The sequence below is a fragment of the Amycolatopsis sp. VS8301801F10 genome, from assembly GCF_046195355.1.
Taxonomy (GTDB): domain Bacteria; phylum Actinomycetota; class Actinomycetes; order Mycobacteriales; family Pseudonocardiaceae; genus Amycolatopsis.
Genome location: NZ_CP176065.1, coordinates 4772797 through 4798140, shown reverse-complemented (window position 1 = coordinate 4798140; position 25344 = coordinate 4772797). Strand labels below are relative to the sequence as shown.

Sequence of the window (25344 nt, the reverse complement as noted above, 5' to 3'; positions counted from 1 at the left end):
GAGGGCAGCCCGGCAGAAAAACCCCGCCTCAGCCGGGGAACCGGGGCCCTCCGGTGCTGACGAACCGCAGATACCCCCGCCACGACGCGTACCGGTCCAGACCTTCCCCGCCGGCCGCGGCCGACGGTTCGCAGAGCACCGCGAGCGGCGAACTCCCGTCCTCCAGCTCCACCCGGCCCAGCACGAACGGCGCGGACAATCCCGCCGCGAAACGGCCGAACGCCGCGGGGGACAGCCGCCAGCGTTCGCCGTCCACTCCGGCCGAACCGGCGATCACCCCGGGCTGGGGCGGCGTGACACCGTCGAGCAGGACCATCCGGTAGCGCTCCGCGGTCCGGACCAGGCCGCCGAACCGCGCACCGTGCAGCTCCTCGTGCAACGGCTGGCCGCACAGATGCGCCCCGAACACCACGACGTCGACGCTCTCGCACGGATACGGATCCGGCGACTGCTCGCCCGTCAGCACCGATGCCAGGTCGATCCCGATCTGGTCCTCGAACGCCCGCGTCACGACTGTGATCCCGTACGGCCGCCGGTCCCCCGGCACCGTCACCGCGGAGAGATCCAGCGCCTTCAGGGTCGCGTCGAGGACCCCGACGGTCGGCAGCAGCAGCGCGTCCAGCTCGGCCAGCAGCGATCGGGCGGCAAGGGCGTTTCCGGCCCCGTAAAAGGCGCTGACGTCGACCGGCACCAGCACGGCACCGGCAGCCTCCAGAGACGCTGCGGCGACGTCGAAAGCCCGTCTCGCCGGCAGCGGCAGGCTGGCTTCGGCGGGGATGCCGAGGCGCGGATGCCGGCCGGCGGCGAGGCGGACGTCGGCGGGCCATTCGCGGACCGCCGGGTCCAGACCATCGGGGCCGAGCATCGCCGCGACGGCCCGTTGAGCGGTCGCGAGGCGGTGCGCGGACACCGAAACGGCCGGCCCCGGGATCAGCCCGGGAGTCGGGTCGAGGGTGAGCACCCCGGGCGGGGCGGCGATCTCGCGCGCGGACGAATTCAGTGCCAGGTCGACGATCTCGAGTCCGACGGCCGCGCTTTCCGGGTCCGCGACGGTGGTTCCGAGGACCACCGCTCCGGCTCCGGTCAGGCGCGCGAGCGCGGGCGGGCCGTCGAAGTCCGCCGCGCACACCGTTCCGGCGAGCGGCAGGTCTTCCCCGGCGTGGACGCGCTCGTCGACCGTTTTCGCTTCGACGAGCACTTCCTCCATGGTGCGCACCGAAGCCCAGAGCCCGGGGCGGCCGGCTTTCGCGAGCCGCTCGAACGCGGTGCGGACCCGCTCGTGCGAGCTGGGCGGAGGGACGGGTACAGGATCAGGTTCCGGCGGGAGCGTAGTCACGAGGGCGTCCTTTCCTCGGCGGGATCGGAGGAGTCCACTGTGTACGTCCGGCGCCGCGAACCTCAGCCCGTGACGCCGGGCCTGGCGGGTGCCAACACCGACCTCATGGGAAAAACGTTAAACCGCAGACGTTTCCGTCACCAGCAGGATCGGATTACGCGATTGTTGCGGTGTGCGGGGGAAACTCACGCACCGTCGCGACCGGACGCGTCCCGTTGCGCCGACCGGAATCCGAAACTCGGCCATCAGGACGGCGTTTCCGCGCGACCGCAGCGAATCCCGCAGTCGCCGCGAAGCCGCGGGCCCGGACCACATTCACCCCGGGATCGGGCGTTTCGCGGCGGATTCCCGCGTCGGACCGCCCGGCGCCGGGCCTGGATCAGCGGGCGGGCGGGACTCTTCCGCTCGTGCCGGCCGGGCCGCAGCGGCCGCCCTCGACACCAGTGGCACGGCGAACCTACGAGAGCTTGAGCCAACGACTCCCGCAGGCCCCAGGGAAGCGGGTCAGCCCAGTTCCCTCAACGCCAACCCCGCAAGCCGATCCGGCGTGTCCGTCAGCGCTTCCCGCAAGCGTCAGCCAACCACTCCCGCACCAGCCCCCGAAAGCAGCTCAGCCCAGATCCCTCAACGCCAACGCCAACCCCGCGAGCCGGTCCGTCGCGTCGGTCAGCGCTTCCCGCGACGTGCCCAGGCCGTCGCTGCTCGCCGCCACTGCGCGGCCGGCCGCGGCGACCAGGCCGCCGTAGCCCTCGATGCCGTCGTCGAGCTGTTCGCGCAGTTTCGCCACCGCCGCCTGCAACGCCGAACGTTCGCGTTCCGGCGCGGAGTTGCGGCCTCGTTCGATCGCTTGGATCCGGTCGGCCAGGCCGCGCAGCGCACGGGCGGCCTCGTCGGCCGTCGCGCGGGCGTCGGCGACCGAGACTTCCGGAACCGCCGCGGTGCCCAGCGAAGTCGGCGCCGACAGCTGCCGGAGGAGTTCGCGCAAGGAGGCTTCCGATTCGGCCAGCCGCTCCATCGGCTCGCGCGCGGCCGAGCCGGCGGCGGGCAGCGGCGGCGGGCCGCTGGGCGCGGCGGGCAGTTCGAGCTTCTTCAGCTCGCGCAACCGCAGCGCGGTGCGGACGCTGAACGTGCCGAACACCAGCGTCGCGAATCCGGAGAACACCGCCTGCCCGATCTCCGGGCCGGCCACCGCTCCGCCGAGCAGGCCGGTGGCGGTGAGCACGGTGAGGATCCCGAGCAGGATCGTGATCAGCACCCACAGCGTCAGCACGCGCGAGGTGCGCCGGATGCGCCGCTGGTGCTTCGCGCCGGGCTCGTTCCAGCGCTGCCATTTCGCGCGGACCTCGGCGACCGCGGGCACCTGTCCGGCGACTGTCGAAAACACCGCGGACGCGGCCGGGGCCGACGGGCGGCGCGGCACCGGCGGCGGGGAGACCGGACCGCGCTGGGTCCGGCCGTTCTGCTGCGGCTTCCCGCCGGCCTCGTCGGCCGGCGGGAAGTACCGCTGCAGTTTTTCCTGGGCGCGCTGGGCGTAGTCGGGCAGCCGCTCGATGTGCTTCTCGAGCTTGGCGTTGAACTCGCTGAAGTCCCGCCGCTTCGTCATCCGCCGCTACCCCCTGCGCCGCTCGTGCCCGGCCGGTCAGGCCGGGTTCTTGCCCTGCTCCGCCTGGACGCGGGCCTGGATCTCCCGCTGGATGTCGCCCGAGGCGGCCGGCTTGGCCGCAGCCGCGCCCGCGCCCGCACCCGCGCCGCCGTCGGTGACCTGGGCGACCGAATCGCCGCGCATCGACGCGCGGATCTGCTCCAGCCGCGAGTGGCCCGCCATCTGGGTGGCCGACTCCTGGACCTCCATCATGCGGCCCTGCACCGAGTTCTGCGCCAGCTCGGCCGAGCCGAGCGCGGTGGTGTAGCGCTTCTCGATCTTGTCCCGGACCTCTTCCAGCGACGGCGTGTTGCCCGGCGCGGCCAGCTGGCTCATCTGGTTCAGCGAGGCGGAGACCTGCTCCTGCATCTTCGCCTGCTCCAGCTGCGAGAGCAGCTTGGTGCGCTCGGCCAGCTTCTGCTGCAGCATCGTCGCGTTGCGCTCGACCGCCTGCTTGGCCTGCGTGGCCGCCTGCAGCGACTGGTCGTGCAGCGTCTTGAGGTCTTCGATGCTCTGCTCGGCGGTGACGAGCTGCGCGGCGAAGCTCTCCGCCGCGGTCTCGAACTGCGCGGCCTTGGCTTCGTCGCCCTTGCCGCGGGCCTCGTCGGCCAGCACCAGCGCCTGGCGCGTCGAGGCCTGCAGCTTCTCGACCTCGCCGAGCTGGCGGTTGAGCTTCATCTCCAGCTGCCGCTGGTTGCCGATCACGGAGGCGGCCTGCTGCGTCAGCGCCTGGTGGTTGCGCTGCGCCTCCTCGATGGCCTGCTGGATCTGTACCTTCGGGTCGGCGTGCTCGTCGATCTTCGACGAGAACGCCGCCATCATGTACTTCCAGAACTTCACGAACGGGTTGGCCATCTCCTCCGCCTGCCTTCTTGCGTCCCACGGGCCCTGATTGCTTCGGGGCGGGGCGTCGCTCCCCTAGTCGCACAACGTACCGACCCCGGCGTCGGGTTCCATCGTGTCAGGTCGGCCTCCGCCGTTCCAGGCGACCCCGGGGGAATTCAGGGTCAGCCCTGACCGGCGCCCGCCAACGAACCCGCGCACGCCGACGGCCCCGGGGAGATCCCCGGGGCCGGACAGCGAAACAGCGGGGCGCTACGCCGCGATCGTGGACGCGAGCTTCGGCGCGCCGATCGTGGTCCGCAGCGTCGTGTTCATCCGCGGAGCGGGCTGAAGCCGCAGGTCGGAGAGGTCGTCGCCGATCAGCTCCGACACCAGGCGGCCGCCTTCGAACCCGGCCTCGCCCCGGTCGGGCACGGTCTCCCGCGAAGCGGTCTCCACCTCTTCGACGGGCGCGACCTCGACCTTGTCGAGGGCCGACACGTCCGCGGCGACCTTGTGCAGCAGCTCGCCCAGCGGCAGCTCCAGCGCCTCGCAGATGGACGCCAGCAGCTCGCTGGAAGCTTCCTTCTGGCCGCGTTCGACCTCGGACAGGTAGCCGAGGCTCACCCGGGCGGCGCGGGAGATGTCACGCAGCGTCCGACGCTGGTTGGTGCGGGCATGACGGAGCCGATCACCGATCGCCTCGCGCAACAGCACGGTCATCACGCGCCTCCCTTCCCGAACTGGTGCCTCCTACGTTACCCAGAGCGGTACCCCGAGTGCAGGACTTGACACGTGCGTACGCCAAGGGCGAACGCCGTTTTCAGTCTAGTTGTTCCCCGAGCAGCGCGAACGCGGCTCGCACCGACGCGGTCCGGATCGTGTCCCGATCACCGGTCTCGGCCAGCTCACGCACCGTGTCCGCGCCCGGCCCGCTGAGCCCGACGTACACCGTTCCCGGGGCCACGCCGTCCTGCGGATCCGGCCCGGCGACGCCGGTCAGGCCGAGCCCCCAAGTCGCTCCGCAGCGCTCTCGCGCGCCCCTGGCCAGCTGCGCGGCGACCTCCGGGTGCACCGCACCGTGTTCGGCCAGCAGCTTTTCGTCGACCCCGGCGAGCGCGGCCTTCAGCTCTGTGGCGTAGACCACCAAACCGCCGCGCAGCACCGCGCTCGCGCCCGGCACCTGGGCGAGCGTGGCGCAGACGAGACCGGCTGTCAGCGACTCCGCCGCGGCCACGGTTTCCCCCCGGCGGGTGAGGGCCGCGACCAGTTCGCGCGCTTCGGTCATCACGAGCCCATCGCGCGCCGGCCGGCGGCCCGCAGCCGGATCGCGCGGACCAGGTAGTCGACGCCGGTCAGCACCGTCAGCGCCACCGCGAGGCCCATCAGCGCCCAGCGCACCGGGTCCGCGCCGGCCGGCAGCGGCAGCAGGTAGGTCACGATCGCGGCGATCTGCGCCATCGTCTTCGCCTTGCCGCCGCGGCTGGCCGGGATCACGCCGTGCCGGATCACCCAGAACCGCAGCAGCGTCACGCCGATCTCGCGCACCGCGATCACGATGGTGACCCACCAGGACAGCTCCCCCAGCGCGCTGAGCCCGACCAGGGCCGCGCCGATCAGCGCCTTGTCCGCGATCGGGTCGGCGATCTTGCCGAAGTCGGTGATGAGCCCGTAGCGGCGGGCGACCCAGCCGTCGACCTGGTCGGTGGCCGAGGCGACGGCGAACAGCCCGGTGGCGATCGCGCGCCAGGTGGTGTCCTCGCCGTGGCCGGTGAACAGCGCGACGACGAACAGCGGGACCAGGACGAGCCGCGAGATGGTGAGCAGGTTCGCCAGGTTCAGCGTCGGGACCTCGGTCGCCTCGGGCAGCCGGTCCCCGCCCTCGGACGCGGCGCGGGGCACGCCCTCGCCCGCCCCGCTGGGCGCGGCACTCACCGGCCGGCGTCCGGCGCCGGGCGGACGACCAGGTCGACGCCGGCCGAGTCGACGACCTCGCAGCGGACGAGGTCGCCCACCGCGAGCGGCTTGGTGATCTCGTCCTCGAGAATGACGCATTCGCCGTCGACCTCGGGGGCCTGGTGCGCGGCGCGGCCGACCGCGTCGTCGCCGTCGGTGCCGTCGTGCTCGACCAGGACGTCCACGAAGGTGCCGATCCGGTCCTCGGCGCGCTGCGCGGTCAGCTCCTCGACCAGCGCCGAAACGCGCGCGACGCGTTCGGCGACCTCGGCCGGGTCCAGCTTGCCGTCGAAGGTCTCGGCCTCGGTGCCGTCCTCGTCGGAGTAGCCGAACACGCCGACCGCGTCGAGCCGGGCCCCGGTGAGGAACCGCTCCAGCTCGGCCAGGTCGTCCTCGGTCTCGCCGGGGAAGCCGACGATCACGTTGGTGCGGATGCCCGCCTCCGGCGAGTGCTCGCGGATCTGCTCGGTGAGCGCGAGGAACGAATCGGTGGAGCCGAACCGGCGCATCCGGCGCAGCACCTGCTCGCTGGAGTGCTGGAAGGACAGGTCGAAATAGTCCGCGACGCCCGGCGTGGTCGCGATCGCCTTCACCAGCTGCGGCCGGGTTTCGGCGGGCTGCAGGTAGGAGACGCGGACGCGCTCGATGCCGTCGATCCCGGCCAGCCGCGGCAGCAGCAGTTCGAGCGCGCGGGTGCCGTCGCGGCCGAAGTCCTTGCCGTACGACGTCGAGTTCTCGCTGACCAGGAACAGTTCCTTCGCGCCGTTCTCGGCGAGCCAGGCCGCCTCGGCGACGATCTCGTCCGGCTGGCGGGACACGAACGACCCGCGGAACGACGGGATCGCGCAGAACGAGCAGCGCCGGTCGCAGCCGGAGGCGATCTTCAGCGCGGCGACCGGGGAATCGTCGAGCCGCGTGCGCAGGACGCGCGGGCCCCAGCCGTGCTGCGCGTGCCCGGGCACCTCGACCCCGGCCGTCGCGGCGGGCCGCTGCACCGGGCTGATCGGCAGCAGCTTGCGCCGGTCGGACGGGGTGTGCGCGGCGATCGCGCGGCCGGCGACCACGTCGTCCAGCCGCGCGGAGAGGTCGGCGTAGTGGTCGAAGCCGAGCACCGCGTCGGCCTCGGGCAGGCTGTCGGCGAGTTCGTTGCCGTAGCGCTCGGCCATGCAGCCGACCGCGACGACCTTGCGCCCGGTGTCGGCGGCGGCGAGCAGCGTGTCGACCGAGTCCTTTTTGGCCGATTCGACGAACCCGCACGTGTTGACCACGACGACGTCGGAGTCCTCGGGTTCGGCGGCCAGTTCCCAGCCGCCCGCGGCCAGCCGGCCCGCCAGCTCCTCGGAATCGACCTCGTTGCGGGCGCAGCCCAAGGTCACGAGGGAGACACGGCGGGCGCGAGCGGAGTCAGCGGCTGGAGAAGGCACGACGTTCAGGGTAGCCGTCGCGTCCGGGCGCCCCCGCGACGGCGTCGCCCAGTGCGGTGAAGCGGCCCTCCCCCGCCGGGCGGGAGTCCCGCCCGGCGGGGGTCACTCGGCTGCGGACACGTCCGGAACCGTCAGCAGGGTCAGCTCCGCGTCGTCCAGCGCCTCCAGGTCGACGTCCGGCCCGGCCAGCCGCATCGCCTGCGCCCTGATGGCGCGTTCGAGCAGGCCGCGGGCCGAACGGCCGTTGGCGAAACCCGGTCCGCGGTCGAGGCCGGCCATGAACCCGGGCAGCGCTTCGGCGAGCGCCGCGTCGAGGCGGTAGCCCTGTTTGCCCGCCATCGCGGTGAAAATCGCGGCCAGCTGGTCGTTGTCGTAGTCGGCGAAATGCACCGTCGCGCCGAACCGGGACCGCAGGCCCGCGTTGGCGTCGAGGAAGCGGTCCATGTCCGCCGGGTAGCCCGCCGCGATCACGATCAGGTCCTCGCGGTGGTTTTCCATCTGCACCAGCAATTCGGCGATCGCCTCGGCCCCGAAGTCGGGGCCGGGGCCGGAGCCTTGGACCAGCGTGTAGGCCTCGTCGACGAACAGCAGCCCGCCGATCGCCCGTTCGCACACCTCGCGGGTCTTCGGCGCGGTCTGGCCGATGTACTCGCCGACCAGGTCCGGCCGCGCGACCTCGACCAGGTGCCCGGACGGCAGCACGCCCAGCTCGCGGTAGAGCTGCCCCATCAGCCGCGCGACGGTCGTCTTCGCGGTGCCCGGGTTCCCGGTGAACACCAGGTGCCTGCTGCGCGCGCCGACCGGCAGCCCGGCCTTGCGGCGGCGCGCGTCCAGCCGCGTTTCCGCGACCAGCGCGCGGACCTGCTCCTTCACCCCGTCGAGGCCGATCATGCCGTCGAGTTCGGCCAGCAGGTCGTCCAGTCCCCGGCGCGGTCCGGCGTCGTCGCTGACCGCGACCCCGGCCTCGCCCGGCAGGTCGGCGGCCACCAGGACGGCCAGCTGGTCCGGCGGCGTGTCCGGGGCGGCGGCGAGCCGGCTGGACTGCCTGCTGATCGCGGCTTCCAGCAGGCCGCGCGCGGACCGGCCGTTCGCGAACCCGCGGCCGCGCGGGATGCGGCGGATCGCCTCGGGAAGGGCCGCGAGCAGGTCCTCGGACAGCTGGTAGCCCTGTCCCTTCGCCATCACGGCGAAAATCCCGGCGAGTTCCTCGTTGGAGTAGTCCGGGAACTCGATCCGGCCGGAGAACCGCGACCGCAGGCCCGGGTTGGACTCCAGGAACTCGTCCATTTGCTGGGGATAGCCCGCGACGAACACCACCAGGTCCTCGCGGTGGTTCTCCATCTGCACCAGCAGTTCGGTGACGGCTTCCTTGCCGAAGTCGTCGTTGTCGTCGCGCACGAGGTTGTACGCCTCGTCGATGAACAGCACGCCGCCCGCGGCCCGCTCGCACACCTCGCGGGTCTTCGGCGCGGTCTGGCCGGTGAACTCGGCGACCAGATCGCCGCGGCCGACCTCGACCAGGTGCCCGGACGGCAGCACGCCCAGCTCGCGGTAAATCTGCCCGACCAGCCGCGACACGGTCGTCTTCGCCGTGCCCGGATTGCCGGTGAAGAGCAGGTGGCGGCTGCGGACGGCGACCTTCATCCCCGCGTCGCGGCGCCGCGCGTCGACGGCCATCTCGTCCACCATGGACCGCACGCGCTGCTTCACCGAGTCGAGCCCGATCATCGCGTCCAGTTCGGCCAGCAGCTCGGGCAGGCTGCGCCGCGGACCCGAGTCGTCCACCGCGCCCACGCCGGATTCGCCGGGCTGCGGCAGGTCGGCGGCCACGAGCGTGACCAGGTCCGCGCCGCCGTCGGTGGTCAGCCGGGTGGACTGCTTGCCGATCGTCGCTTCCAGCAGCACGCGCGCGGACCGGCCGTTCGCGAACCCGCGGCCGCGCGGGATCCGCCGCACCGCTTCGGGAAGCGCCGCGAGCAGGTCCGCGGACAGCTCGTAGCCCTGTCCCTTCGCCATCACGCGGAAGATCTGCGCCAGCTCGTCGTTGGAGTAGTCCGGGAATTCGATCGACCCGGCGAACCGCGAGCGCAGGCCGGAGTTGGACTCCAGGAAGGCGTCCATCTCCTTGGGGTAGCCGGCCGCGAAAACCACCAGGTCCTCGCGGTGGTTTTCCATCTGCACCAGCAGTTCCGCGACCGCTTCCCGGCCGAAGTCGTCGTCCTTGTCGTTCACGAGGTTGTAGGCCTCGTCGAGGAACAGCACGCCGCCGACGGCCCGCTGCACGACCGCGCGGGTCTTCACCGAGGTCTCGCCGAGGTACTCGCCGACCAGGTCGGTGCGGGTCACCTCGACGACGTGGCCCTTGGGCAGCGCGCCCAGCGCCCGGTAGATCTTGCCGAGCAGCCGGGCGACCGTCGTCTTCGCGGTGCCCGGATTCCCGGTCAGCAGCAGGTGCCTGCTGCGCACCGCGACCTTCATGCCCGCTTCCCGGCGGCGCGCGTCGATCGTCATCTCCGCGGTCAGCGAACGGACCCGCTCCTTGACCGCGGCGAGGCCGATCATCCCGTCCAGTTCGGCGAGCAGTTCCTCGATCGAGGATCCGCCGCGCCGGCCGGCCGCGGCGACCAGCGGCTCGATGTCCGCGTGGCCGATCTCGATCCGGGCGCCCGGCAGCGCGCCCCGGCTGATCGCCTGCCGCGACGCCGCGTCCAGCAGGGTCTCCACGGTGCGGGCGCTGGGTTCGCCGGCGAGCGCGGCGAGCCGGTCGCGCACGTCGGCGGGCAGGCCGAACGAGCGTTCCCGGGCGAGGACGTCGAGCAGCGCGGCCGCTTCGGCGGGCCGGTCGAACCGCGGCAGCCGGTACTGCAGCATGTTCTGCACCAGGTCCGGGGCCTCGGTGCTGAGCTGTTCGAGCACCTTTTCGGTGCCGTCCAGGATGATCAGGCGGCAGCTGTCCTGGTCGCGCGCGTACCTGCGCAGCAGCCGGACGGTGCCCGCGACGTCCTTCTCGAAGAGCGCGTCGACCCGCTCGGCGAGCATCAGCGCGGAGCCGCCGTTTTCGATCTCGTTGATCGTCGCGGGCACCGAGCGCTCGACCGGGTCGTCGCCGTACTCGGCGATCAGCGCGGCGCAGTCGAAGAACTCGGCGTTGTCGAACCCGACCTCGGCCTCGGTCAGCGACGCCTTCAGCGCGCGGGCGAACCGGCGCTGGCCGGTGTTCGCCTCCCCCACCAGCAGGATGAACGGGTTCGGCTGCTTGGTGCCCGCGGTCGTCCGGGCCGCTTCGCGCTTCTCCCATTCGGCGTAGGCCTTCTGCCACTCCTCGTAGGCCTTTTCGTAGCGGGCCTGCTCCTTGCGCTGCCACATCCGGTTGCCCGCGGCCAGCAGGTCGAGCGTGACCGACCGGCTGTGCCGCGCCATGTCGCCCAGCACGTTGTTCCCGGAGCCGTCCGAACCCGGCCGTTCCGGTTCGGGCGGCGGCGGTTCGCCGGGGCCGTTCGCGGTGCCGTGCCGGGTCGCGTCCGCCCAGGCGACCACGCGGGTGGCGCGCGTGACGAACTCGGAGACCGGCTCGGCTCCGGAGACGAACATCCCGGCCTGGCCCAGGTTCTCCACCCGGATCTGCGGCGCCGGGGCGCTCGCCGGCGCCGGCGGTGCGGGAGCGGGCAGCGGCGGCGGTCCCGCGGGCGCGGGCGCGGCGGGCGGCGGCTGCGCCGGGACTTGCCCGGACCACGGGCCGCTCTGCGGTGCGGGCGGGTAGCCGGGCTGGGGAGGCCGGTAGCCCTGCGGAGCGGACGGCGGGCCGGGGTAGCCGCCCGGATTGCCTTGCGGCGCAGGGGGTCCGGCGTATCCGGGGCTGCCCTGCGGCCCGGGATTGCCCTGCGGTCCGGGATTGCCCTGCGGTCCGGGATTGCCCTGCGGCCCGGGGTTGCCCTGCGGTCCGGGGTTGCCCTGCGGTCCGGGATAACCGCCCTGCGGTCCCGGGTAGCCGCCGGGATTCCCTTGCGGTCCGGCGAATCCGCCCGGGGCGCTCGGCGGGCCGGGATACGGCTGCCGGGGTCCTCCGCCGTTGCCCGGGTAGCCCGGCTGGCCGCCGGGGTACTGCTGCGGCGCGCCGTACCCCGGCGCCGGAGCCCCGGGCGGCGGCACGAGCCGGGCGGCGGCCCGGTATCCGGGATCCGCGGGCGGCTGCGTGTACTGCCAGCTCCCGTCCGGCAGCCTCCGCTGCCACGCCTGGCCGGGGACGAGCAGCCATCCGGCGCCGTCCGGGCCGGTCAGCGCGGCCGTCCGGCCCGCCGCCGCCTCGGACTGTGCGGCCTGGAATGCGTCCCACCCTGCGCGCGTCAAAAAAACCAGCTCCCCCTCAGGTGCCCGTGCGGCGAGCCCGCCGCCGCCCCATTGTGCCCAACCCGGGACGCTCCGCGACGGCTAGTCGCCGAACTCGCCCGTTCGCCGCTCCCCCGCGGTCACCACCGCAGGGCGTGCTTGAGCTGTTTGACCGCGATCGGCGCGAGGGTGGTGGTGAAGGTCGCCGACGGATGGTTGTCGTCCATGTAGACCAGCACGTTCCCGACGACCGCGCGGCAGCGTTTCTGGTCGCAGTAGTAGTCGGTGAAGTCCAAGAACGTCACGTTGCCCGGGATGTCGTCCACCTGCTCCCACGACGGCGTCGGGGCCACCGCCGAGGCGCGCGGCACCGAACACGCCAGGTCGGTCGGGCTCTTCTGCGCGACGCAGCTGGCCATGTTGAACGCGTAGCGCGGGTTGTCGCGCACGGCCACGACCGGGATGCCCGCCTCGTCCAGAGCCGACCAGACGTCGACGAAGCCCTTCGGCGTCGACTCGTTCGGCCCCGGTTTGGCGTTGACCGTGCCGAGCATGACGACGGCGTCCGGGCGCGTGTCGAGCAGTTCGTCGGTGGCCGCCTTGTTCCAGTCGAGGCAGTTCTTGTCGCCCGGCATCAGCTCGGAGCCGGACGAATACGGGCACGCGCCCTTGAGCATGGTGGTGACCTGCCAGCCGTCGGAGACGACCGCGGGCCGGAACGCGGCGAGGTACTGCTGGATGTGCGAATCGCCGACGAGCACGATCCGCTTGGCGGGCGGGCCTTCCGGGCCCTCCGTGCAGATCTCCAGCTCCTTGTCGCGGGGCGACTTCGAGCACTGGTCCGGCGCGATGCGGGCCCAGTCGTCGGCGAGCTTCACCGTCGGCGGCACGATCGGCGGCGACGGCCCGCCGCGGTAGACGAAGCCCTGCGCGTGCGCGACCGCGCCCGGATGGTCCGGGTCCCCGATGGCGATCTCGTAGTTCGCCCGCGCGCTGCTCACGCCCTGCCAGACGCCGCTCGTGACGAGCACCGGGGCCAGCGCGAGCACGCCGAACCGGTAGGCGCCCCACCGTTTCGCGGTGCCGATCTTCGACAACCGGACCGGATTCTCGATCAGGTGGTAGGTCAGGACCGAGAGCAGGAACGACACGCCGACCACGAACGCTCCGCCGAGCAGGCCGACCGCCGGCCGGTCGCGGACGATCAGGTAGAACACCAGCACCGGCCAGTGCCACAGATAAAGCGAGAAGCTGAGGTTGCCGACGTAGCCGAGGAACTTCGAGCTGAGCCAGCGGTCCGCGCCGAGCGCGCTGCCGGTCTGCCCGGCCACCAGCACGAGGGCCGCCGAGACGGTCGGCCACAGCGCGATCCAGCCCGGGAACACGCTGTCGACCTCGAGCAGGACGCCGCACAGCACCAGCCCGGCGACGCCGGCCCAGCCGAGGACGACGCGCAGCGCCCGCGGCAGCGTGACCTGGTCGAGGAACATCGCCAGCAGGCCGCCGAGCGCGAACTCCCACACCCGGGTCAGGCCGTGGAAGTAGGCCAGCGGCTGGTCGGCCGCGGTGAGGTACACCGAGTACGCGAGCGACGCGGCGAACAGCACGGCCAGCAGCAGGGTCACCGTGCGCCGCAGCGACCAGCCGAGCCGGCGCACGAGCAGGCCGAGGCCGGCGAACAGCAGCGGCCACAGCACGTAGAACTGGCCCTGGATGGACAGCGACCAGAAATGCTGCACCAGGCTCGCGCTGTTGTGCTGGGCGAAGTAGTCCACCGAATCGGCCGCGAGCTGCCAGTTCTCGTAGAACAGCGCGGACGCGACGACCTCGCGGATGGTCTGGAACCAGCGGTCCTGCGGGAGCAGCAGCTGCGAGACGACCACGACGGCCAGCAGCACGGTCATCGCGGCCGGGAAGAGCCGTTTGATCATCCGGCCCCAGGTCGCGCGCAGGTCGATCCGGCCGCGCAGCAGGGCCCGGCAGAGCTGGCCGGTGATCAGGAACCCGGAGACGAGGAAGAACACGTCGACGCCGCCGGAGATCCGGTCGAACCACACGTGGTAGACGACGACCAGCACCGAGGCCAGCGCCCGCACGCCCTGCAGCTCGGGCCGGAACCGGGCCTGCGCGCCCGGCCCGGCGGAAGGCCGGCCAGGCCGCTGCGGGGCGGCCACGGTGGTGCCGGACATCCAGGTTCCTCCCGAGGGCCGGTAGCCGGCCGCGGGCGCCGACTACTGGTCATGTGCGCTCACTAGCTATACGTGACGGGCCGCGCCGTCACGCATCCGGGGTCCCCCGACGGAGCCGCTCGGCGGCGCCGGTGCTCGCGGTAGTTATCTTGACCAGGTGCCCGACTCCCGCCCTCCGTCCGTCCGCCGCGCGCGGATCGCCGACGTCCGCAAGATCAAGGCCCTCGTCGATTCCGACGCCGGCCGCGTGCTGCTCGAAAAAGATCTGGTCACGCTCTACGAGGCGGTGCAGGAGTTCTGGGTCGCGACCGACGAGCGGGACGGCGCCGAGGACGTGCTGGGCGCCGCCGCGCTGCACGTGCTGTGGGAGGACATCGGCGAACTGCGCACCGTGGTGGTCGACAAAGCCGCGCGCGGCCGCGGGATCGGCCGCGCGCTGGTCGGCAGGCTCGTCGAGGAGGCCCGCGAGCTGGGGCTGAAACGGCTGTTCGTGCTGACCTTCGAGACGTCGTTCTTCGCCGGGCACGGGTTCGTCGAGATCGACGGCGCCCCGGTGTCGCAGGAGGTGTACGAGGAGATGCGGCGCTCGCTCGACCCGGGCGTGGCGGAGTTCCTCGACCTGCCCTACGTCAAGCCGAACACGCTCGGGAACTCGCGGATGCTGCTCGAGTTCTGAGCGCTCACGTCAAGTGCACGGTGATCCGGTCCCCGGTGGCCGAAACCTCGGCCAGCCGGACCGTCGTGCCCGCGTAGTTCGTCTCGTGCGGGCCGGGCCGGTCGGTGTGCAGCTGGACGGACGTGTGCTCGCCGCGGCCCGGTTCGGTCAGCACCAGCGACACCACCGCGTCGCCCGCGACGAAGCACTGCCGGCCCGGCTTGCAGCGCGAGTCCGAGACCAGGTCGCGGTAGCGCACGATCAGGTCCCGTCCGGAGACCTGCACTTCCTGTCCGCGGGACAGGACCGCGTCGTGGCCCGGCTCGGCGGCTTCCGGTCGCGGAGTCTGCGCGAGGGCGACCGGACCGCCCGCGCACCCGGCCAGCGCGGCGGCCGTCCCGATACCCACTGCGAGCTTCTTGAGGTCCATGCCTACCGGACGGGCGACACGCCCCGCCGGGTTGCACGCGCGGATCAGAAGTCTTCGTCCTCGCCGCCTGCGGGCGCCCCGCCCGCGTCGGAGCCGCCGCGGATCATGAACAGCACCGACTCCAGCTCCTCCGGCTTGATCAGCACGTCGCGGGCCTTCGAGCCCTCCGACGGGCCGACGACGCCGCGGCTTTCCAGCAGGTCCATCAGCCGCCCGGCCTTGGCGAACCCGACGCGGAGCTTGCGCTGCAGCATCGAGGTGGAGCCGAACTGCGACGTGACGATCAGCTCGGCGGCCTGCAGCAGGACGTCGAGGTCGTCGCCGATGTCCGGGTCGATCTCCTTCTTCTCGCCCGCCTTGGCGCTGGTGACGCCCTCGTTGTAGTCCGGCTGCGCCTGTTCCTTGGCGAAGTTGACGACCGCCGCGATCTCCTCGTCGCCGACGAACGCGCCCTGGATGCGGACCGGTTTCCCGGCGCCCATCGGCAGGTAGAGCGCGTCGCCCATGCCGATCAGCTTCTCCGCGCCCGGCTGGTCGAGGATGACCCGCGAGTCGGTCAGCGACGACGTGGCGAACGCGAGCCGCGACGGCACGTTCGTCTTGATCAGGCCGGTGACGACGTCGACCGACGGCCGCTGGGTGGCCAGCACCAGGTGGATGCCGGCGGCGCGGGCCTTCTGGGTGATCCGGACGATCGCGTCCTCGACGTCGCGCGGGGCGGTCATCATCAGGTCGGCCAGCTCGTCGACGATCGCCATGATGTACGGGTACGGCTGGTACTCGCGTTCGCTGCCCGGCGGCGCGGTGATGTCGCCGGAGCGGACCTTGGCGTTGAAGTCGTCGATGTGGCGGACCCGGTTGGCCTGCATGTCCTGGTAGCGCTGCTCCATCTCCTCCACCAGCCAAGCCAGCGCGGCGGCGGCCTTCTTCGGCTGCGTGATGATGGGCGTGATCAGGTGCGGGATGCCCTCGTACGGCGTCAGCTCGACCATCTTCGGGTCGATCAGGATCATCCGGCATTCGGCGGGCGTCGAGCGGGCCAGCAGCGACACCAGCATCGAGTTCACGAAACTGGACTTGCCGGAACCGGTCGAACCGGCGACCAGCAGGTGCGGCATCTTCGTCAGGTTCGCGGTGACGAACTCGCCCTCGATGTCCTTGCCGAGCCCGATCAGCATCGGGTGGTTGTCCTTGACCGTGGACGGCGCGCGCAGCACGTCGCCGAGGCGCACCATCTCGCGGTCGGAGTTGGGCACCTCGATGCCGACCGCGGACTTGCCCGGGATCGGCGCGAGCAGGCGGACGTTGTCGGTGGCCACCGCGTAGGCGATGTTCTTGGTCAGCGCGGTGATCTTCTCGACCTTCACGCCCGGGCCGAGCTCGACCTCGTACCGGGTGACCGTCGGGCCGCGGGTGAAGCCGGTGACCTGCGCGTCGACGTTGAACTGCTCGAGGACGCCGGTGATCGCCTCGATCATCTGGTCGTTGGCCTTGCTGCGGGACTTCGGCGCGTCGCCGAGCTTCAGCAGGTCGGGCGGCGGGAGCGCGTAGTCGCCCTCGACGGTGCGGGTGACCGACAGCGCGGGTTCCGGGGCCTTCTTCGGCTTCTTCTCCGGCACCTCGGCAGGCGGCGCGACCGGCTTGGGCGGCCGGATCGGCGTAGCCGGCTCGGCGAGCGCGGCGTCGAGGTCGAGCTGCTCGCCGTCCTTGTCGGCGCTGGCCTGGCGACGGCGCGCCGGCTTCCGCAGCCGCACGGGCTTCGGGTCGGGTTCTTCCTCGGCGGGCTCTTCGCCGTGCTGGCCGGCCTCGTATTCGGCCAGCTCGTGCTCGTCGAGGCCCCAGGTGCGCAGGCGGTGCGGGATGTCGCGCACCGGGGTGCCGGTGAACACGAGCACGCCGAACAGCAGGGCGAGGATCAGCAACGGCACCGCGACCCAGGTGGTGACGCCCTTGGTCAGCAGCCCGCCGGAGAACGCGCCGAGGATGCCGCCCGCGTACATCCGGCCGTCGTTGGTGTCCGGGAGCGCGGTGAAGATGTGCAGCATCCCGAGCACGGACAGCACGACCAGCAGCGTGCCGATCACCATCCGCGGCCGGGTCTCCGGCCGGGGCTCGGACCGCATCAACGCGACCGCGACCACCAGCAGGACCAGCGGCAGCGTCACCGCTCCCGCCCCGAGAACCGTCCGAGTGGCGACCTCGACCCCGGCCCCGATCGGCCCGGCCGCCCGCCACCACACCCCGACCGCGGCGACGATGGCGAGCGCGATCAGCCCGAGAGCCAGCCCGTCGCGCCGGTGTTCGGCTTCGAGCTCCCGCGTGCGCCCGACCGTGCGGGCGAGCGACCCGACGCCCTTGGCGACGAGGTTCCAGGTGCTGCGCACGCCGCGCCCGAACGCCCCGGAACTCTTGCGGCCGGCCGGACGCCGCGCGGGAGACGTCCGGGGCCGGGAACTGCTCCGGGCCCTGGTCGAGCCCTTGGACCGGCTCGACGCCCCCCTCGCCGGGGTACGCGAACCGCGCGCCGGTGCTTTCCCGCCGCTTCCCGCCGTGCTCCGCTTTCTCGTCGCCGACCCAGCCATGCCTCCACGGTAACGGGCGAGGACCGATAGTCCCATGTGCCACTCGCAGCGCAAGCGAAACAATCGTCCCGGATCACAGTGGATCTTGCGGAGACATCGGCGGGTCCTTGGGGAGCGGAGGCCTCATGCCAGCCCTGCCGAGGTCGTGCCCGCGCTCGCCGACCCGACCGCTTTCGCAGGTGCCGCCTGAATTGCAGCGGTTGCCGTTGAGGTGACTGGCGGAGCAGCCAGGGTCGGTCGTGGAGGACGCGGATTCGCCGGAGGTGACGGTGAGCGTCCCGGATGCTGCGCGGCCTCGGACGCGGTTGCTGGTGTTCGGTTCACGGACCGGGATGTTGCGGCAGACCCGGGACGCGGAGGAGGGCGGGCCACGGTCTCGTGGTTGTACTAGGTGGCGCCGCTCCGTCGCCTCCGGGCCCGGAGGCTTCCGGTCCGACGTCCCCCGTGGCCGGCTCCCCCGCGCCCGCGAGCGTCGCGGCGACCCCGACCACCAGCGCGACCTCGGCGGACGGCTACCTGAAGAAGTCCAGATGCCCGCCGCCGACGGCGATCCTTCCGACATCTACGCCTTCGGCAACGACGTGCTCAACGAGACCCGGTTCTCGACGCGCGGCGACGACGGCATCACCAATCAGGCCGAGTACAACAGCCCGTGCACATGGAACGTCAAGAAGCTCCCGTTCCAGTTCGCGCCCAGCAGCGAATACACGGGCCAGCTCGCGGTCGACACGCTCAACCCGCACGGCACGCGTCTGCGCACCGCTGGCAACGGGTTCTTGAACGGCAGCCTCGGCTGGGAGTGGGACTACTGAGCACGCGCCCCGTCTGACACGGTGAGGCAGCCGAGCACCTCCACACACGCTCTGAACAGCTGCGAAGACCTCCGAAGCACCCCACTGCCCCACCGCGGGGAGAACCGCGTTGTCCCAGGTGGTCCCGGCCGTGAAATGCTCTGCCCATGTTCGCGCTCCAACAGGACGAGGCTCCGCGCCGTGCCCCCGCGATCTGGCGGACGATGCTCAACCTCGACCGAGGGCTGGTGAATCTCGTCGGGCGGCTCACGGTCACCGGGTCGGTGCCGCGGGAGCTTCGGGGGAAGCCGCTGCTCATGGCGGCCAATCACATCGGCGTGTTCGACGCCTTCGTGCTCATGGCGGCGTGCAAGCGGATCGGCATCAATCCCCGCTTCATGCTCGCCGGCGGGATTCTCGACGCTCCGGTGATCGGCCCGGCGCTCAAGGTCAGCGGGCATTTGCGCGTGGACCGGGCCAAGGCGGCGACCGCGGTCGGGCAGTTCGCCGAGGCGGCCGAGGCGTTGCGGACCACGCGCGAGCCGATCGTCGTGTACCCGGAGGGGCGGATCAGCCACGACCCGGGGCTGTGGCCGGAGCGCGGCAAGACCGGTGCGGCGCGGCTCGCGCTCGCCGCGGGGGTGCCGGTGATTCCGATCAGCCAGTGGGGCGCGCACGAGGCCGTCTACTGGGGCACGGAGACCGTCAACGGGCCCGCGGATCTGCTGCCGCTGGCCAAATCCGGGTTGAGCGCGCCGTTGCGCCGGCCCCGGTTCAAGGTCCATTTCGGGACTCCGGTGGACCTGTCCGACGTCGAGCCGGAGCGGCCGGGCGCGGGCGTGCGCGCGCACGCGAAGATCATGCGGGCCATCACCGACGGCCTGATCCCGTTGCGCCGCCACGAACCCGTCCGCCCGCGGTTTCACGACCCGACCCGGCCGACCGACACCGTCAGTCCCTGGAAGCCGCAGCGCTGAGTCCGGATCGTGGGACACCCCGCCGAGCCCGGCTAGGGTCGCGTGGTGTGAGCACCCGCATCCTGGTCGTCTACTACAGCGCCACCGGCAACACCGCCGCCCTCGCCGACGCGCTCGCCGAGGGGGCGGGCGAAGCCGGAGCGGAGGTACGCGTCCGCACCGTGGCCGAGACCGCGCCGCCGGAAGCGGTGGCGAGCAACCGGCGGTGGCAGGCCTGGGTCGATTCCGGGCCGCACCACGACCTCGCCGCGCTGGCCGATCTCGAGTGGGCGGACGGGCTCGCGCTCGGCAGCCCGACCCGGTTCGGCGGGCCCGCCGCGCAGCTCAAGTCCTTTGTGGACACCACGGGCGGCCTGTGGGCGCAAGGGAAACTCGCCGACAAGGTGGCGACGTCGTTCACGTCGGCGTCCACCGCGCACGGCGGCCTCGAAGCGACCGTGCTGGCGATCAACAACATCTTCTACCACTGGGGCGCGATCGTCGTCCCGCTCGGCTACGCGGAGCCGCACCTGCTGGAGTCCGGCAACCCGTACGGCGGCTCGTTCGTCTCGCGCAAATCCGCCGCCCCGGACGACACCGCGCTGCGGGCGCTGCGGATACAGGGGCAACGGCTGGCGACGATCGCGACCCACGTCGCGACCGGCCTGAAAACCGCCGGATAACTCAGTTTCGCCCGGTCGTCCCGCTCCGTAGTGTCGCGCGCGTGACCACCGAACTCCCCGTCCTCGAACCGCCCCGGGCGATCCACCGGGGCCGCGGCCTCTCGCTCGTCCTGCTCGCCGCCGTCTTCTTCAGCACGTCCGGCGCGCTCGCGAAACCGGTCATGGGCGCGGGCATGACGCCGGAGCAGGTGGCGGTGCTGCGGATCGGGACGGCCGGAGTGCTGCTGCTCATCGGCACCGCGCTCTTCGCGCCGCGCACGCTGCGGATCCGGCGCGGGGAATGGCCGATGCTGCTCGCGTACGGCGCGCTCGGCGTGGCCGGGACGCAGCTGCTGTATTTCATTGCCGCGCAACGGATCCCGGTCGGCATCGCGATCCTGCTGGAGTTCCTGTCGCCGGTGCTGATCGCGTTGTGGGTGCGCGTGGTCCGGCGGAAGCGGCTGCCGCGCATGCTGTGGTTCGGGATGGCCGTCGCGATGGCCGGGCTGGCGCTGGTCGCGCAGGTCTGGCAGGGGCTGCGGCTCGACGCGATCGGGCTGCTGGCCGGGCTCGGCGCGGCGCTCTGCTCGGCCGGGTACTTCCTGCTCGGCGAACGCGCGGTCGCCGACCGCGAGCCGCTCGGGCTGGTCACCTGGGGCATGGTGATCGGCGGCGTGCTCGTGAGCGTCGCCGCGCCGCCGTGGACGCTGCCGCTGGGAATGGCGGGCCAGACCGTCCCGTTCGGACCGTGGACGCCCCCGCTGTGGGTGCTGCTGCTCGGCCTGGTGGTGCTGTCGACGGCGATCCCTTACCTCGCGGGGATTTCCGCGCTGCGCCACCTGCCCGCCTCGGTGGCGAGCGTCGTCGGGCTGCTCGAACCCGTCGCGGCGGCGGCGTTCGCGTGGGCGCTGCTCGGCGAAGCCCTCGCCTGGCCGCAGGCGGTCGGCACCGCCCTGCTGCTCGGCGGCGCCTACCTGGTCCAACGGCAGACCGCCGCCCTCGCCTGACTCCCTCTCCGGGCGGAGCGGGAACCAACCTCGGGCGGGATGTGTCTTATCCGCGGACCCGCCACACTGGACGGGCCGCACGAGAACACCTGGGGGATCTCATGGACAACCGGCCGAGCCGGGCGCAGCAGCGCAGAGCCCGCAACGCGCTCGCCCGCCAGGCAGCGATCGTCATGCTGGCGTTGCTGCTGGCGGGCGCGCGGCGCTGAATCAGGGCTGAATCAGACCGGGATGACCGTCGGCACGATCATCGGCCGGCGGCGGTAGGTGTCGGCGACCCACCGGCCGACGACCCGGCGCACCGCCTGCGCGATGCGGTGGGTGTCGGTGATGCCCTCGGCTTCCGTCCGGGCCAGTTCCATCTCCACGAGCGGCACGACGGCGTGCAGGGCCTTCGGGTCGTCGGAGAAGCCGCGGCCGGAGATCGTCGGGCTGCTGACCGCGCGGCCGGTGTTCGAGTCGATCACCACGGTGATCGCGATGAACCCGCCCTCGCCGAGCACGAGCCGGTCGGACAGGGTCGACTCGCCGACGTCGCCGACGGACAACCCGTCCACGTACACGTGCCCGACCTCGACGCGGCCGGTGCGCGAGGCCTTGCCGTCGACCAGGTCCACGACCACGCCGTCCTCGGCGATCACCACGTTGTCCGGCGCGACGCCGGTGCGGATGGCGAGTTCCCCGTTGGCGCGCAAGTGTTTCCACTCGCCGTGCACCGGCATCACGTTGCTCGGCCGCACCGCGTTGTACAGGTACAGCAGCTCGCCCGCGGACGCGTGGCCGGACACGTGCACCTTCGCGTTGCCCTGGTGCACGACGTTCGCGCCGAGCCGGGTCAGCCCGTTGACGACGCCGAACACCGCGGTCTCGTTGCCCGGGATCATCGAGCTGGCCAGCACGACGGTGTCGCCCGCGCGGATCGAGATCTGCCGGTGCTCGCCGCGCGCCATCCGCGACAGCGCGGACAGCGGCTCGCCCTGCGAACCCGTCGACACGAACAGCACCTTGCTCTCCGGCAGGGTGCTGGCCTGGTCCAGGTCCACGAGCAGGCCGTCCGGCACGTTCAGCAGGCCCAGCTCGGCCGCGATGCCCATGTTCCGGACCATCGACCGGCCCACGAACGCCACCCGGCGGCCGTGCCGCACGGCGGCGTCCAGCACCTGCTGCACGCGGTGCACGTGGCTGGCGAAGCACGCGACGATCACGCGCTGGTCGACGCGCCGGATGACGTCGTCGAGCACCGGGCCGATGTCGCGCTCGGGCATGACGAAGCCGGGCACCTCGGCGTTGGTCGAGTCCACGCAGAACAGGTCCACGCCCTCGTCGCCCAGCCGCGAGAAGCCCGCGAGGTCGGTCAGCCGCCCGTCGAGCGGCAGCTGGTCGAGCTTGATGTCGCCGGTGTGCAGCACGACGCCGGCCGGCGTGCGGATGGCGACCGCGAGCGCGTCCGGGATCGAGTGGTTCACCGCGAAGAACTCGAGGTCGAACGCGCCGACCTGGCGCCTCTCCCCCTCGCGCACCTCGATCAGCTTCGGCCGCTGGCGGTGCTCCTTGGCCTTGGCCGCGAGCAGCGCGTTGGTGAACCGCGAACCGTAGATCGGGACGTCCGGGCGCAGCCGGAGGAGGAACGGGACGGCTCCGATGTGGTCCTCGTGCCCGTGGGTGAGCACGAGGCCGTCGATGTCGTCGAGCCGGTCCTCGATCGCGCGGAAGTCCGGCAGGATCAGGTCGACGCCGGGCTGGTCGTCCTCGGGGAAGAGGACGCCGCAGTCGACGATCAGGAGCCTGCCGTCGTATTCGAAGACGGTCATGTTGCGCCCGACCTCGCCGATGCCGCCGAGCGCGACGACGCGCAAGGCTCCCTCGGGAAGTGCGGGCGGGAGGTGCGTCGGGCCGGGTCCGGCGGGAAGTGAAGTCACCGGGGCATTGTCCCAACGCTGGTGTGCGAGGTGGGGGCGGTGTAGGCCGCCTGCGAATCTGCTTGTGCCACCCGTGCACCATGCCAGTCCGAGGCCGCGCTGTCCTCCAGCGGCACGCCGCCCTGGGCGAGATCGGCCGCGATCTGCTCCAGCTGGTCGTCGAACGGGGCCACGATGGGCAGCCGCGGGTCGCCGATGTCGAACCCGCGCAGCCGCAGCGAGGCCTTGCTGAACGCGACTCCGCCGACGCGCGACATCGCCCGCAGCACCGGCAGCATGCCGCGGTGGTTCGTGCGCGCGGTGGACGTGTCGCCCGCCTCGTAGGCCTCGATCATCGCGCGGATCCGGCCCGCCACGACGTGCCCGATCACGCTGACCACGCCGACCGCGCCGACCGACAGCCACGGCAGGTTCAGGCCGTCGTCGCCGGAGTAGTAGGCGAGGTGGGTGTTCGCGATGACCTCGGACCCGGCGATCAGGTCGCCCTTGGCGTCCTTCACCGCGAGGATCCGCGGGTGCTCGGCCAGCCGCTGCAGCGTGTCCACCTCGATCGGCACGATCGAGCGCGGCGGGATGTCGTAGAGCATCACCGGCAGCTCGGTGGCGTCGGCGACCGCGGTGAAGTGCGCGTACAGCCCGGCCTGGCTCGGCCGCGAGTAGTAGGGCGTGACGACGAGCAGGCCGTGCGCGCCCGCTTCGGCGGCGGCGTGCGCCTGCTCGATGCTGTGCGCGGTGTTGTTGGTGCCCGCCCCCGCGACGACGGTCGCCCGGTCGCCGACCGCCTCGACGACCGCGCGGACCAGCGCGGCCTTCTCCTCGTCGGTGGTGGTCGGGCTCTCGCCGGTGGTGCCGTTGACGACGAGGCCGTCGTTGCCGAGGTCCACAAGGTACTCGGCCAGTTCCTGGGCCCGCTTCACGTCCAGCGCCCCGGCTCGGTCGAAGGGGGTCGCCATCGCGGTGAGCACGCGGCCGAACGGACGTCCGGGCGCGGCGGCAGGTGAGGTGGACATGGCCACGACGGTACCTCCTCAGGCCGCCGAACCCGGCCCCGACCTGGTGTGGCATACCGCAACTCCGGAGAATTTCCGCCGCCGCGCCGCTCCCGGCGGAACTTCTCGCGCGCTACTTGACCTTGGCGGTGATCTGCGCCGGGATCTGGTCGTTGTTCGCCCGCGACAGGACACAGTAGATCTTGCGGTTCGGGCCGCTGCTGCTGTCGCTGTCCGGCTGCACCTGCCACGCCTGCTGGGTCGGCACGATCGCCCGGTAGGCCAGTCCCGCGCGCTGCTGCGGCGGCACCACCGCGGAATGGAACGACGCCGCGCAGCGCGCCTCGGCCGCGCGGCTGAGGTCCTCCAGGCCGGGATACGGGGCGACGACCGCGTCGTCGTCGCTCCAGTTCTCCAGCGGCAGCGGGCTGGCGGAGTCGAAGACCTCGAGCGTGTGGTTCTTCTTGCAGTCGACGTTGTTGTCCGAGCTGATCACCACGCCCGGCTGGACGATCGCGTTGTAGCAGATCTCGTACGAGGAGAACTTGGTTTTGAGGTACCCGTCCGGGCCGTAGGTGACGGTCTCGGCCTGCTGCTCGTCCTTCTTCGGCGACCACACCGGCTTGCCGAGGAAGAACCCGCCGGCCAGCGCGGCGATCGCCAGCGCCGCGATCGCGCCCGCCCACAGGCCGCGGCGGCTCTTGCCTTCCGGCTTCGCGGCCATCCGCGTCGGCTGCCCGCCCACGCGGGTCTCCTGCTGCGGCATGACGGCGGTGGCCGGGCGTGGCGTCGGGCCGGTCGCGTGGGCGAGCTGCGCCCGCGCCTGCGCGGCGGTGAGCCGGGCTTCGGGATTCGCCACGAGCAGGCCGAGGATGACCGCGCCGAGCGGACCCTGCACGCGGGTCAGGTACGGCACTTCGGTCATGATCGCGTGCAGCGTGGCGGCCGTGGTGGGCCGTTCGAACGCGACGATGCCCTCGACCGCGAAGTACAGCGTCGCGCCGAGCGACCACAGGTCCGATTCCGGCATCGCCTCGCGGCCCTCGACCCGCTCCGGGGCCATGAACGCGGGCGAGCCGACGATCATCCCGCTCGTGGTGAGCCGCGGGTCGTCGATGGCGTGCGCGATGCCGAAGTCGGTGAGCTTCACCCGGCCGTCCGGCGCGACCATGATGTTGGCCGGTTTGACGTCGCGGTGCACGATCCCGGCGGCGTGCGCGGCCTGCAGCGCCGACAGCACGCGCTCCCCGATCACCGCGGCCTGCTGCTCGGGCATCGGGCCGTGCGCGCGGACGAGGTCGGCGAGCGTCGGCGCCTCGACCAGTTCCATCACGATCCAGGTGGTGCCCTGGTCGGTGACCACGTCGTACACCGTGACGACGGCCGGGTCGTTGAGCCGCCCGCCCGCGCGCACCTCGCGCAGGATCCGTTCGGAGAACACCGCGGCGCCTTCGGCTTCCGGCAACCGCAGCTCCTTGATCGCGACCTGCCGCCCGATCACCTGGTCCTGCGCGCGCCACACGATGCCCATGCCGCCGCGGCCCAGTTCGCCGAGCAGCAGGTAGCGGCCGACCACCACGCGGCCGGCGGGGGCCGTGCGGTTCGGGTCGTGCGGGCGGGTCTGTTCGTCGGTCACGGGGTCGGGCTCCTCGGTCGGC

The 25344-nt window shown here is 72.3% G+C and carries 19 protein-coding genes; 5 read left to right on the top strand and 14 right to left on the bottom strand.

Features of this window, described 5'->3' with window-relative positions; translation table 11 throughout:
* Nucleotides 1-28: 28 nt before the first annotated feature.
* From F9C11_RS22865 to F9C11_RS22825, 9 genes are all read right to left on the bottom strand, one after another.
* Nucleotides 29-1207: a hypothetical protein gene (locus F9C11_RS22865; RefSeq protein WP_409179397.1), complete on the bottom strand. Its 1179-nt coding sequence runs from the start codon at nucleotides 1205-1207 to the stop codon at nucleotides 29-31.
* A gap of 739 nt (nucleotides 1208-1946) precedes the next feature.
* On the bottom strand, nucleotides 1947-2939 hold the full coding sequence (gene pspM, locus F9C11_RS22860; protein ID WP_409179396.1) for a phage shock envelope stress response protein PspM: 993 nt from the start codon (nucleotides 2937-2939) through the stop codon (nucleotides 1947-1949).
* 36 nt (nucleotides 2940-2975) lie between these two features.
* Complete coding sequence (locus tag F9C11_RS22855) at nucleotides 2976-3833, bottom strand: PspA/IM30 family protein (protein WP_409179395.1); 858 nt, start codon at nucleotides 3831-3833, stop codon at nucleotides 2976-2978.
* Nucleotides 3834-4073: 240 nt separating this feature from the next.
* Nucleotides 4074-4523, bottom strand: coding sequence for a helix-turn-helix domain-containing protein (locus F9C11_RS22850; protein WP_409179394.1), 450 nt, complete (start codon nucleotides 4521-4523; stop codon nucleotides 4074-4076).
* Nucleotides 4524-4623: 100 nt separating this feature from the next.
* A complete protein-coding gene (locus F9C11_RS22845) occupies nucleotides 4624-5088 on the bottom strand; it encodes a CinA family protein (protein WP_409179393.1) in 465 nt (154 codons plus the stop codon).
* On the bottom strand, nucleotides 5088-5735 hold the full coding sequence (pgsA, locus tag F9C11_RS22840; protein WP_409179392.1) for a CDP-diacylglycerol--glycerol-3-phosphate 3-phosphatidyltransferase: 648 nt from the start codon (nucleotides 5733-5735) through the stop codon (nucleotides 5088-5090). The genes F9C11_RS22845 and pgsA overlap by 1 nt, the downstream gene beginning before the upstream one ends.
* Entirely contained in the window at nucleotides 5732-7180 is a 1449-nt protein-coding gene (rimO, locus tag F9C11_RS22835; protein WP_409179391.1) for a 30S ribosomal protein S12 methylthiotransferase RimO, read from the bottom strand. The genes pgsA and rimO overlap by 4 nt, the downstream gene beginning before the upstream one ends.
* A gap of 102 nt (nucleotides 7181-7282) precedes the next feature.
* The gene (locus tag F9C11_RS22830; RefSeq protein ID WP_409179390.1) at nucleotides 7283-11527 is read right to left on the bottom strand and encodes an AAA family ATPase; all 4245 of its coding nucleotides are present in this window, start codon (nucleotides 11525-11527) and stop codon (nucleotides 7283-7285) included.
* A 119-nt stretch (nucleotides 11528-11646) separates the two neighbouring features.
* Complete coding sequence (locus F9C11_RS22825; protein WP_409179389.1) at nucleotides 11647-13695, bottom strand: acyltransferase family protein; 2049 nt, start codon at nucleotides 13693-13695, stop codon at nucleotides 11647-11649.
* Nucleotides 13696-13852: 157 nt separating this feature from the next.
* On the opposite strand from F9C11_RS22825, the gene F9C11_RS22820 reads away from it, so the two are divergent.
* Complete coding sequence (locus tag F9C11_RS22820; protein WP_037355697.1) at nucleotides 13853-14371, top strand: amino-acid N-acetyltransferase; 519 nt, start codon at nucleotides 13853-13855, stop codon at nucleotides 14369-14371.
* A gap of 4 nt (nucleotides 14372-14375) precedes the next feature.
* On the opposite strand, the gene F9C11_RS22815 is transcribed toward F9C11_RS22820, so the two are convergent.
* Both F9C11_RS22815 and F9C11_RS22810 read right to left on the bottom strand, forming a co-directional pair.
* Nucleotides 14376-14759, bottom strand: coding sequence for a hypothetical protein (locus F9C11_RS22815; RefSeq protein WP_409179388.1), 384 nt, complete (start codon nucleotides 14757-14759; stop codon nucleotides 14376-14378).
* Between the two features lie 65 nt (nucleotides 14760-14824).
* A complete protein-coding gene (locus F9C11_RS22810) occupies nucleotides 14825-17362 on the bottom strand; it encodes a DNA translocase FtsK 4TM domain-containing protein (protein ID WP_409179387.1) in 2538 nt (845 codons plus the stop codon).
* A 530-nt stretch (nucleotides 17363-17892) separates the two neighbouring features.
* Here F9C11_RS22810 and F9C11_RS22805 point away from each other — a divergent pair.
* The 4 genes from F9C11_RS22805 to F9C11_RS22790 all read left to right on the top strand — a co-directional run bounded on the left by F9C11_RS22805 (nucleotide 17893) and on the right by F9C11_RS22790 (nucleotide 20778).
* Nucleotides 17893-18174, top strand: coding sequence for a hypothetical protein (locus F9C11_RS22805; RefSeq protein WP_409179386.1), 282 nt, complete (start codon nucleotides 17893-17895; stop codon nucleotides 18172-18174).
* Between the two features lie 146 nt (nucleotides 18175-18320).
* Nucleotides 18321-19130: a lysophospholipid acyltransferase family protein gene (locus F9C11_RS22800; protein WP_409179385.1), complete on the top strand. Its 810-nt coding sequence runs from the start codon at nucleotides 18321-18323 to the stop codon at nucleotides 19128-19130.
* Nucleotides 19131-19177: 47 nt separating this feature from the next.
* Nucleotides 19178-19792 carry an NAD(P)H:quinone oxidoreductase gene (wrbA, locus tag F9C11_RS22795; protein ID WP_409179384.1) on the top strand — a complete coding sequence of 205 codons (615 nt, stop codon included), beginning with the start codon at nucleotides 19178-19180 and terminating at the stop codon, nucleotides 19790-19792.
* Nucleotides 19793-19833: 41 nt separating this feature from the next.
* Nucleotides 19834-20778, top strand: a complete 945-nt coding sequence (locus F9C11_RS22790; RefSeq protein WP_409179383.1) for an EamA family transporter — start codon at nucleotides 19834-19836, stop codon at nucleotides 20776-20778.
* A gap of 221 nt (nucleotides 20779-20999) precedes the next feature.
* Here F9C11_RS22790 and F9C11_RS22785 read toward each other — a convergent pair whose 3' ends face one another.
* The 3 genes from F9C11_RS22785 to F9C11_RS22775 all read right to left on the bottom strand — a co-directional run bounded on the left by F9C11_RS22785 (nucleotide 21000) and on the right by F9C11_RS22775 (nucleotide 25322).
* Nucleotides 21000-22697 carry a ribonuclease J gene (locus F9C11_RS22785; protein WP_409179382.1) on the bottom strand — a complete coding sequence of 566 codons (1698 nt, stop codon included), beginning with the start codon at nucleotides 22695-22697 and terminating at the stop codon, nucleotides 21000-21002.
* A complete protein-coding gene (gene dapA, locus F9C11_RS22780; protein ID WP_409179381.1) occupies nucleotides 22694-23707 on the bottom strand; it encodes a 4-hydroxy-tetrahydrodipicolinate synthase in 1014 nt (337 codons plus the stop codon). Before dapA ends, F9C11_RS22785 begins: the two co-directional genes overlap by 4 nt.
* 112 nt (nucleotides 23708-23819) lie before the next feature.
* Nucleotides 23820-25322 carry a serine/threonine-protein kinase gene (locus F9C11_RS22775; RefSeq protein ID WP_409179380.1) on the bottom strand — a complete coding sequence of 501 codons (1503 nt, stop codon included), beginning with the start codon at nucleotides 25320-25322 and terminating at the stop codon, nucleotides 23820-23822.
* Nucleotides 25323-25344 lie beyond the last annotated feature (22 nt).

What these genes read in the sequence shown, in the direction of transcription:
- F9C11_RS22865 (WP_409179397.1), bottom strand. Translation starts at nt 1,207, where the DNA reads ATGGAGGAAGTGCTCGTCGAAGCGAAAACGGTCGACGAGCGCGTCCAC.
- pspM (WP_409179396.1), bottom strand. Translation starts at nt 2,939, where the DNA reads ATGACGAAGCGGCGGGACTTCAGCGAGTTCAACGCCAAGCTCGAGAAG.
- F9C11_RS22855 (WP_409179395.1), bottom strand. Translation starts at nt 3,833, where the DNA reads ATGGCCAACCCGTTCGTGAAGTTCTGGAAGTACATGATGGCGGCGTTC.
- F9C11_RS22850 (WP_409179394.1), bottom strand. Translation starts at nt 4,523, where the DNA reads ATGACCGTGCTGTTGCGCGAGGCGATCGGTGATCGGCTCCGTCATGCC.
- F9C11_RS22845 (WP_409179393.1), bottom strand. Translation starts at nt 5,088, where the DNA reads ATGACCGAAGCGCGCGAACTGGTCGCGGCCCTCACCCGCCGGGGGGAA.
- F9C11_RS22825 (WP_409179389.1), bottom strand. Translation starts at nt 13,695, where the DNA reads ATGTCCGGCACCACCGTGGCCGCCCCGCAGCGGCCTGGCCGGCCTTCC.
- F9C11_RS22810 (WP_409179387.1), bottom strand. Translation starts at nt 17,362, where the DNA reads ATGGCTGGGTCGGCGACGAGAAAGCGGAGCACGGCGGGAAGCGGCGGG.
- F9C11_RS22805 (WP_409179386.1), top strand. Translation starts at nt 17,893, where the DNA reads ATGCCCGCCGCCGACGGCGATCCTTCCGACATCTACGCCTTCGGCAAC.
- F9C11_RS22800 (WP_409179385.1), top strand. Translation starts at nt 18,321, where the DNA reads ATGTTCGCGCTCCAACAGGACGAGGCTCCGCGCCGTGCCCCCGCGATC.
- dapA (WP_409179381.1), bottom strand. Translation starts at nt 23,707, where the DNA reads ATGTCCACCTCACCTGCCGCCGCGCCCGGACGTCCGTTCGGCCGCGTG.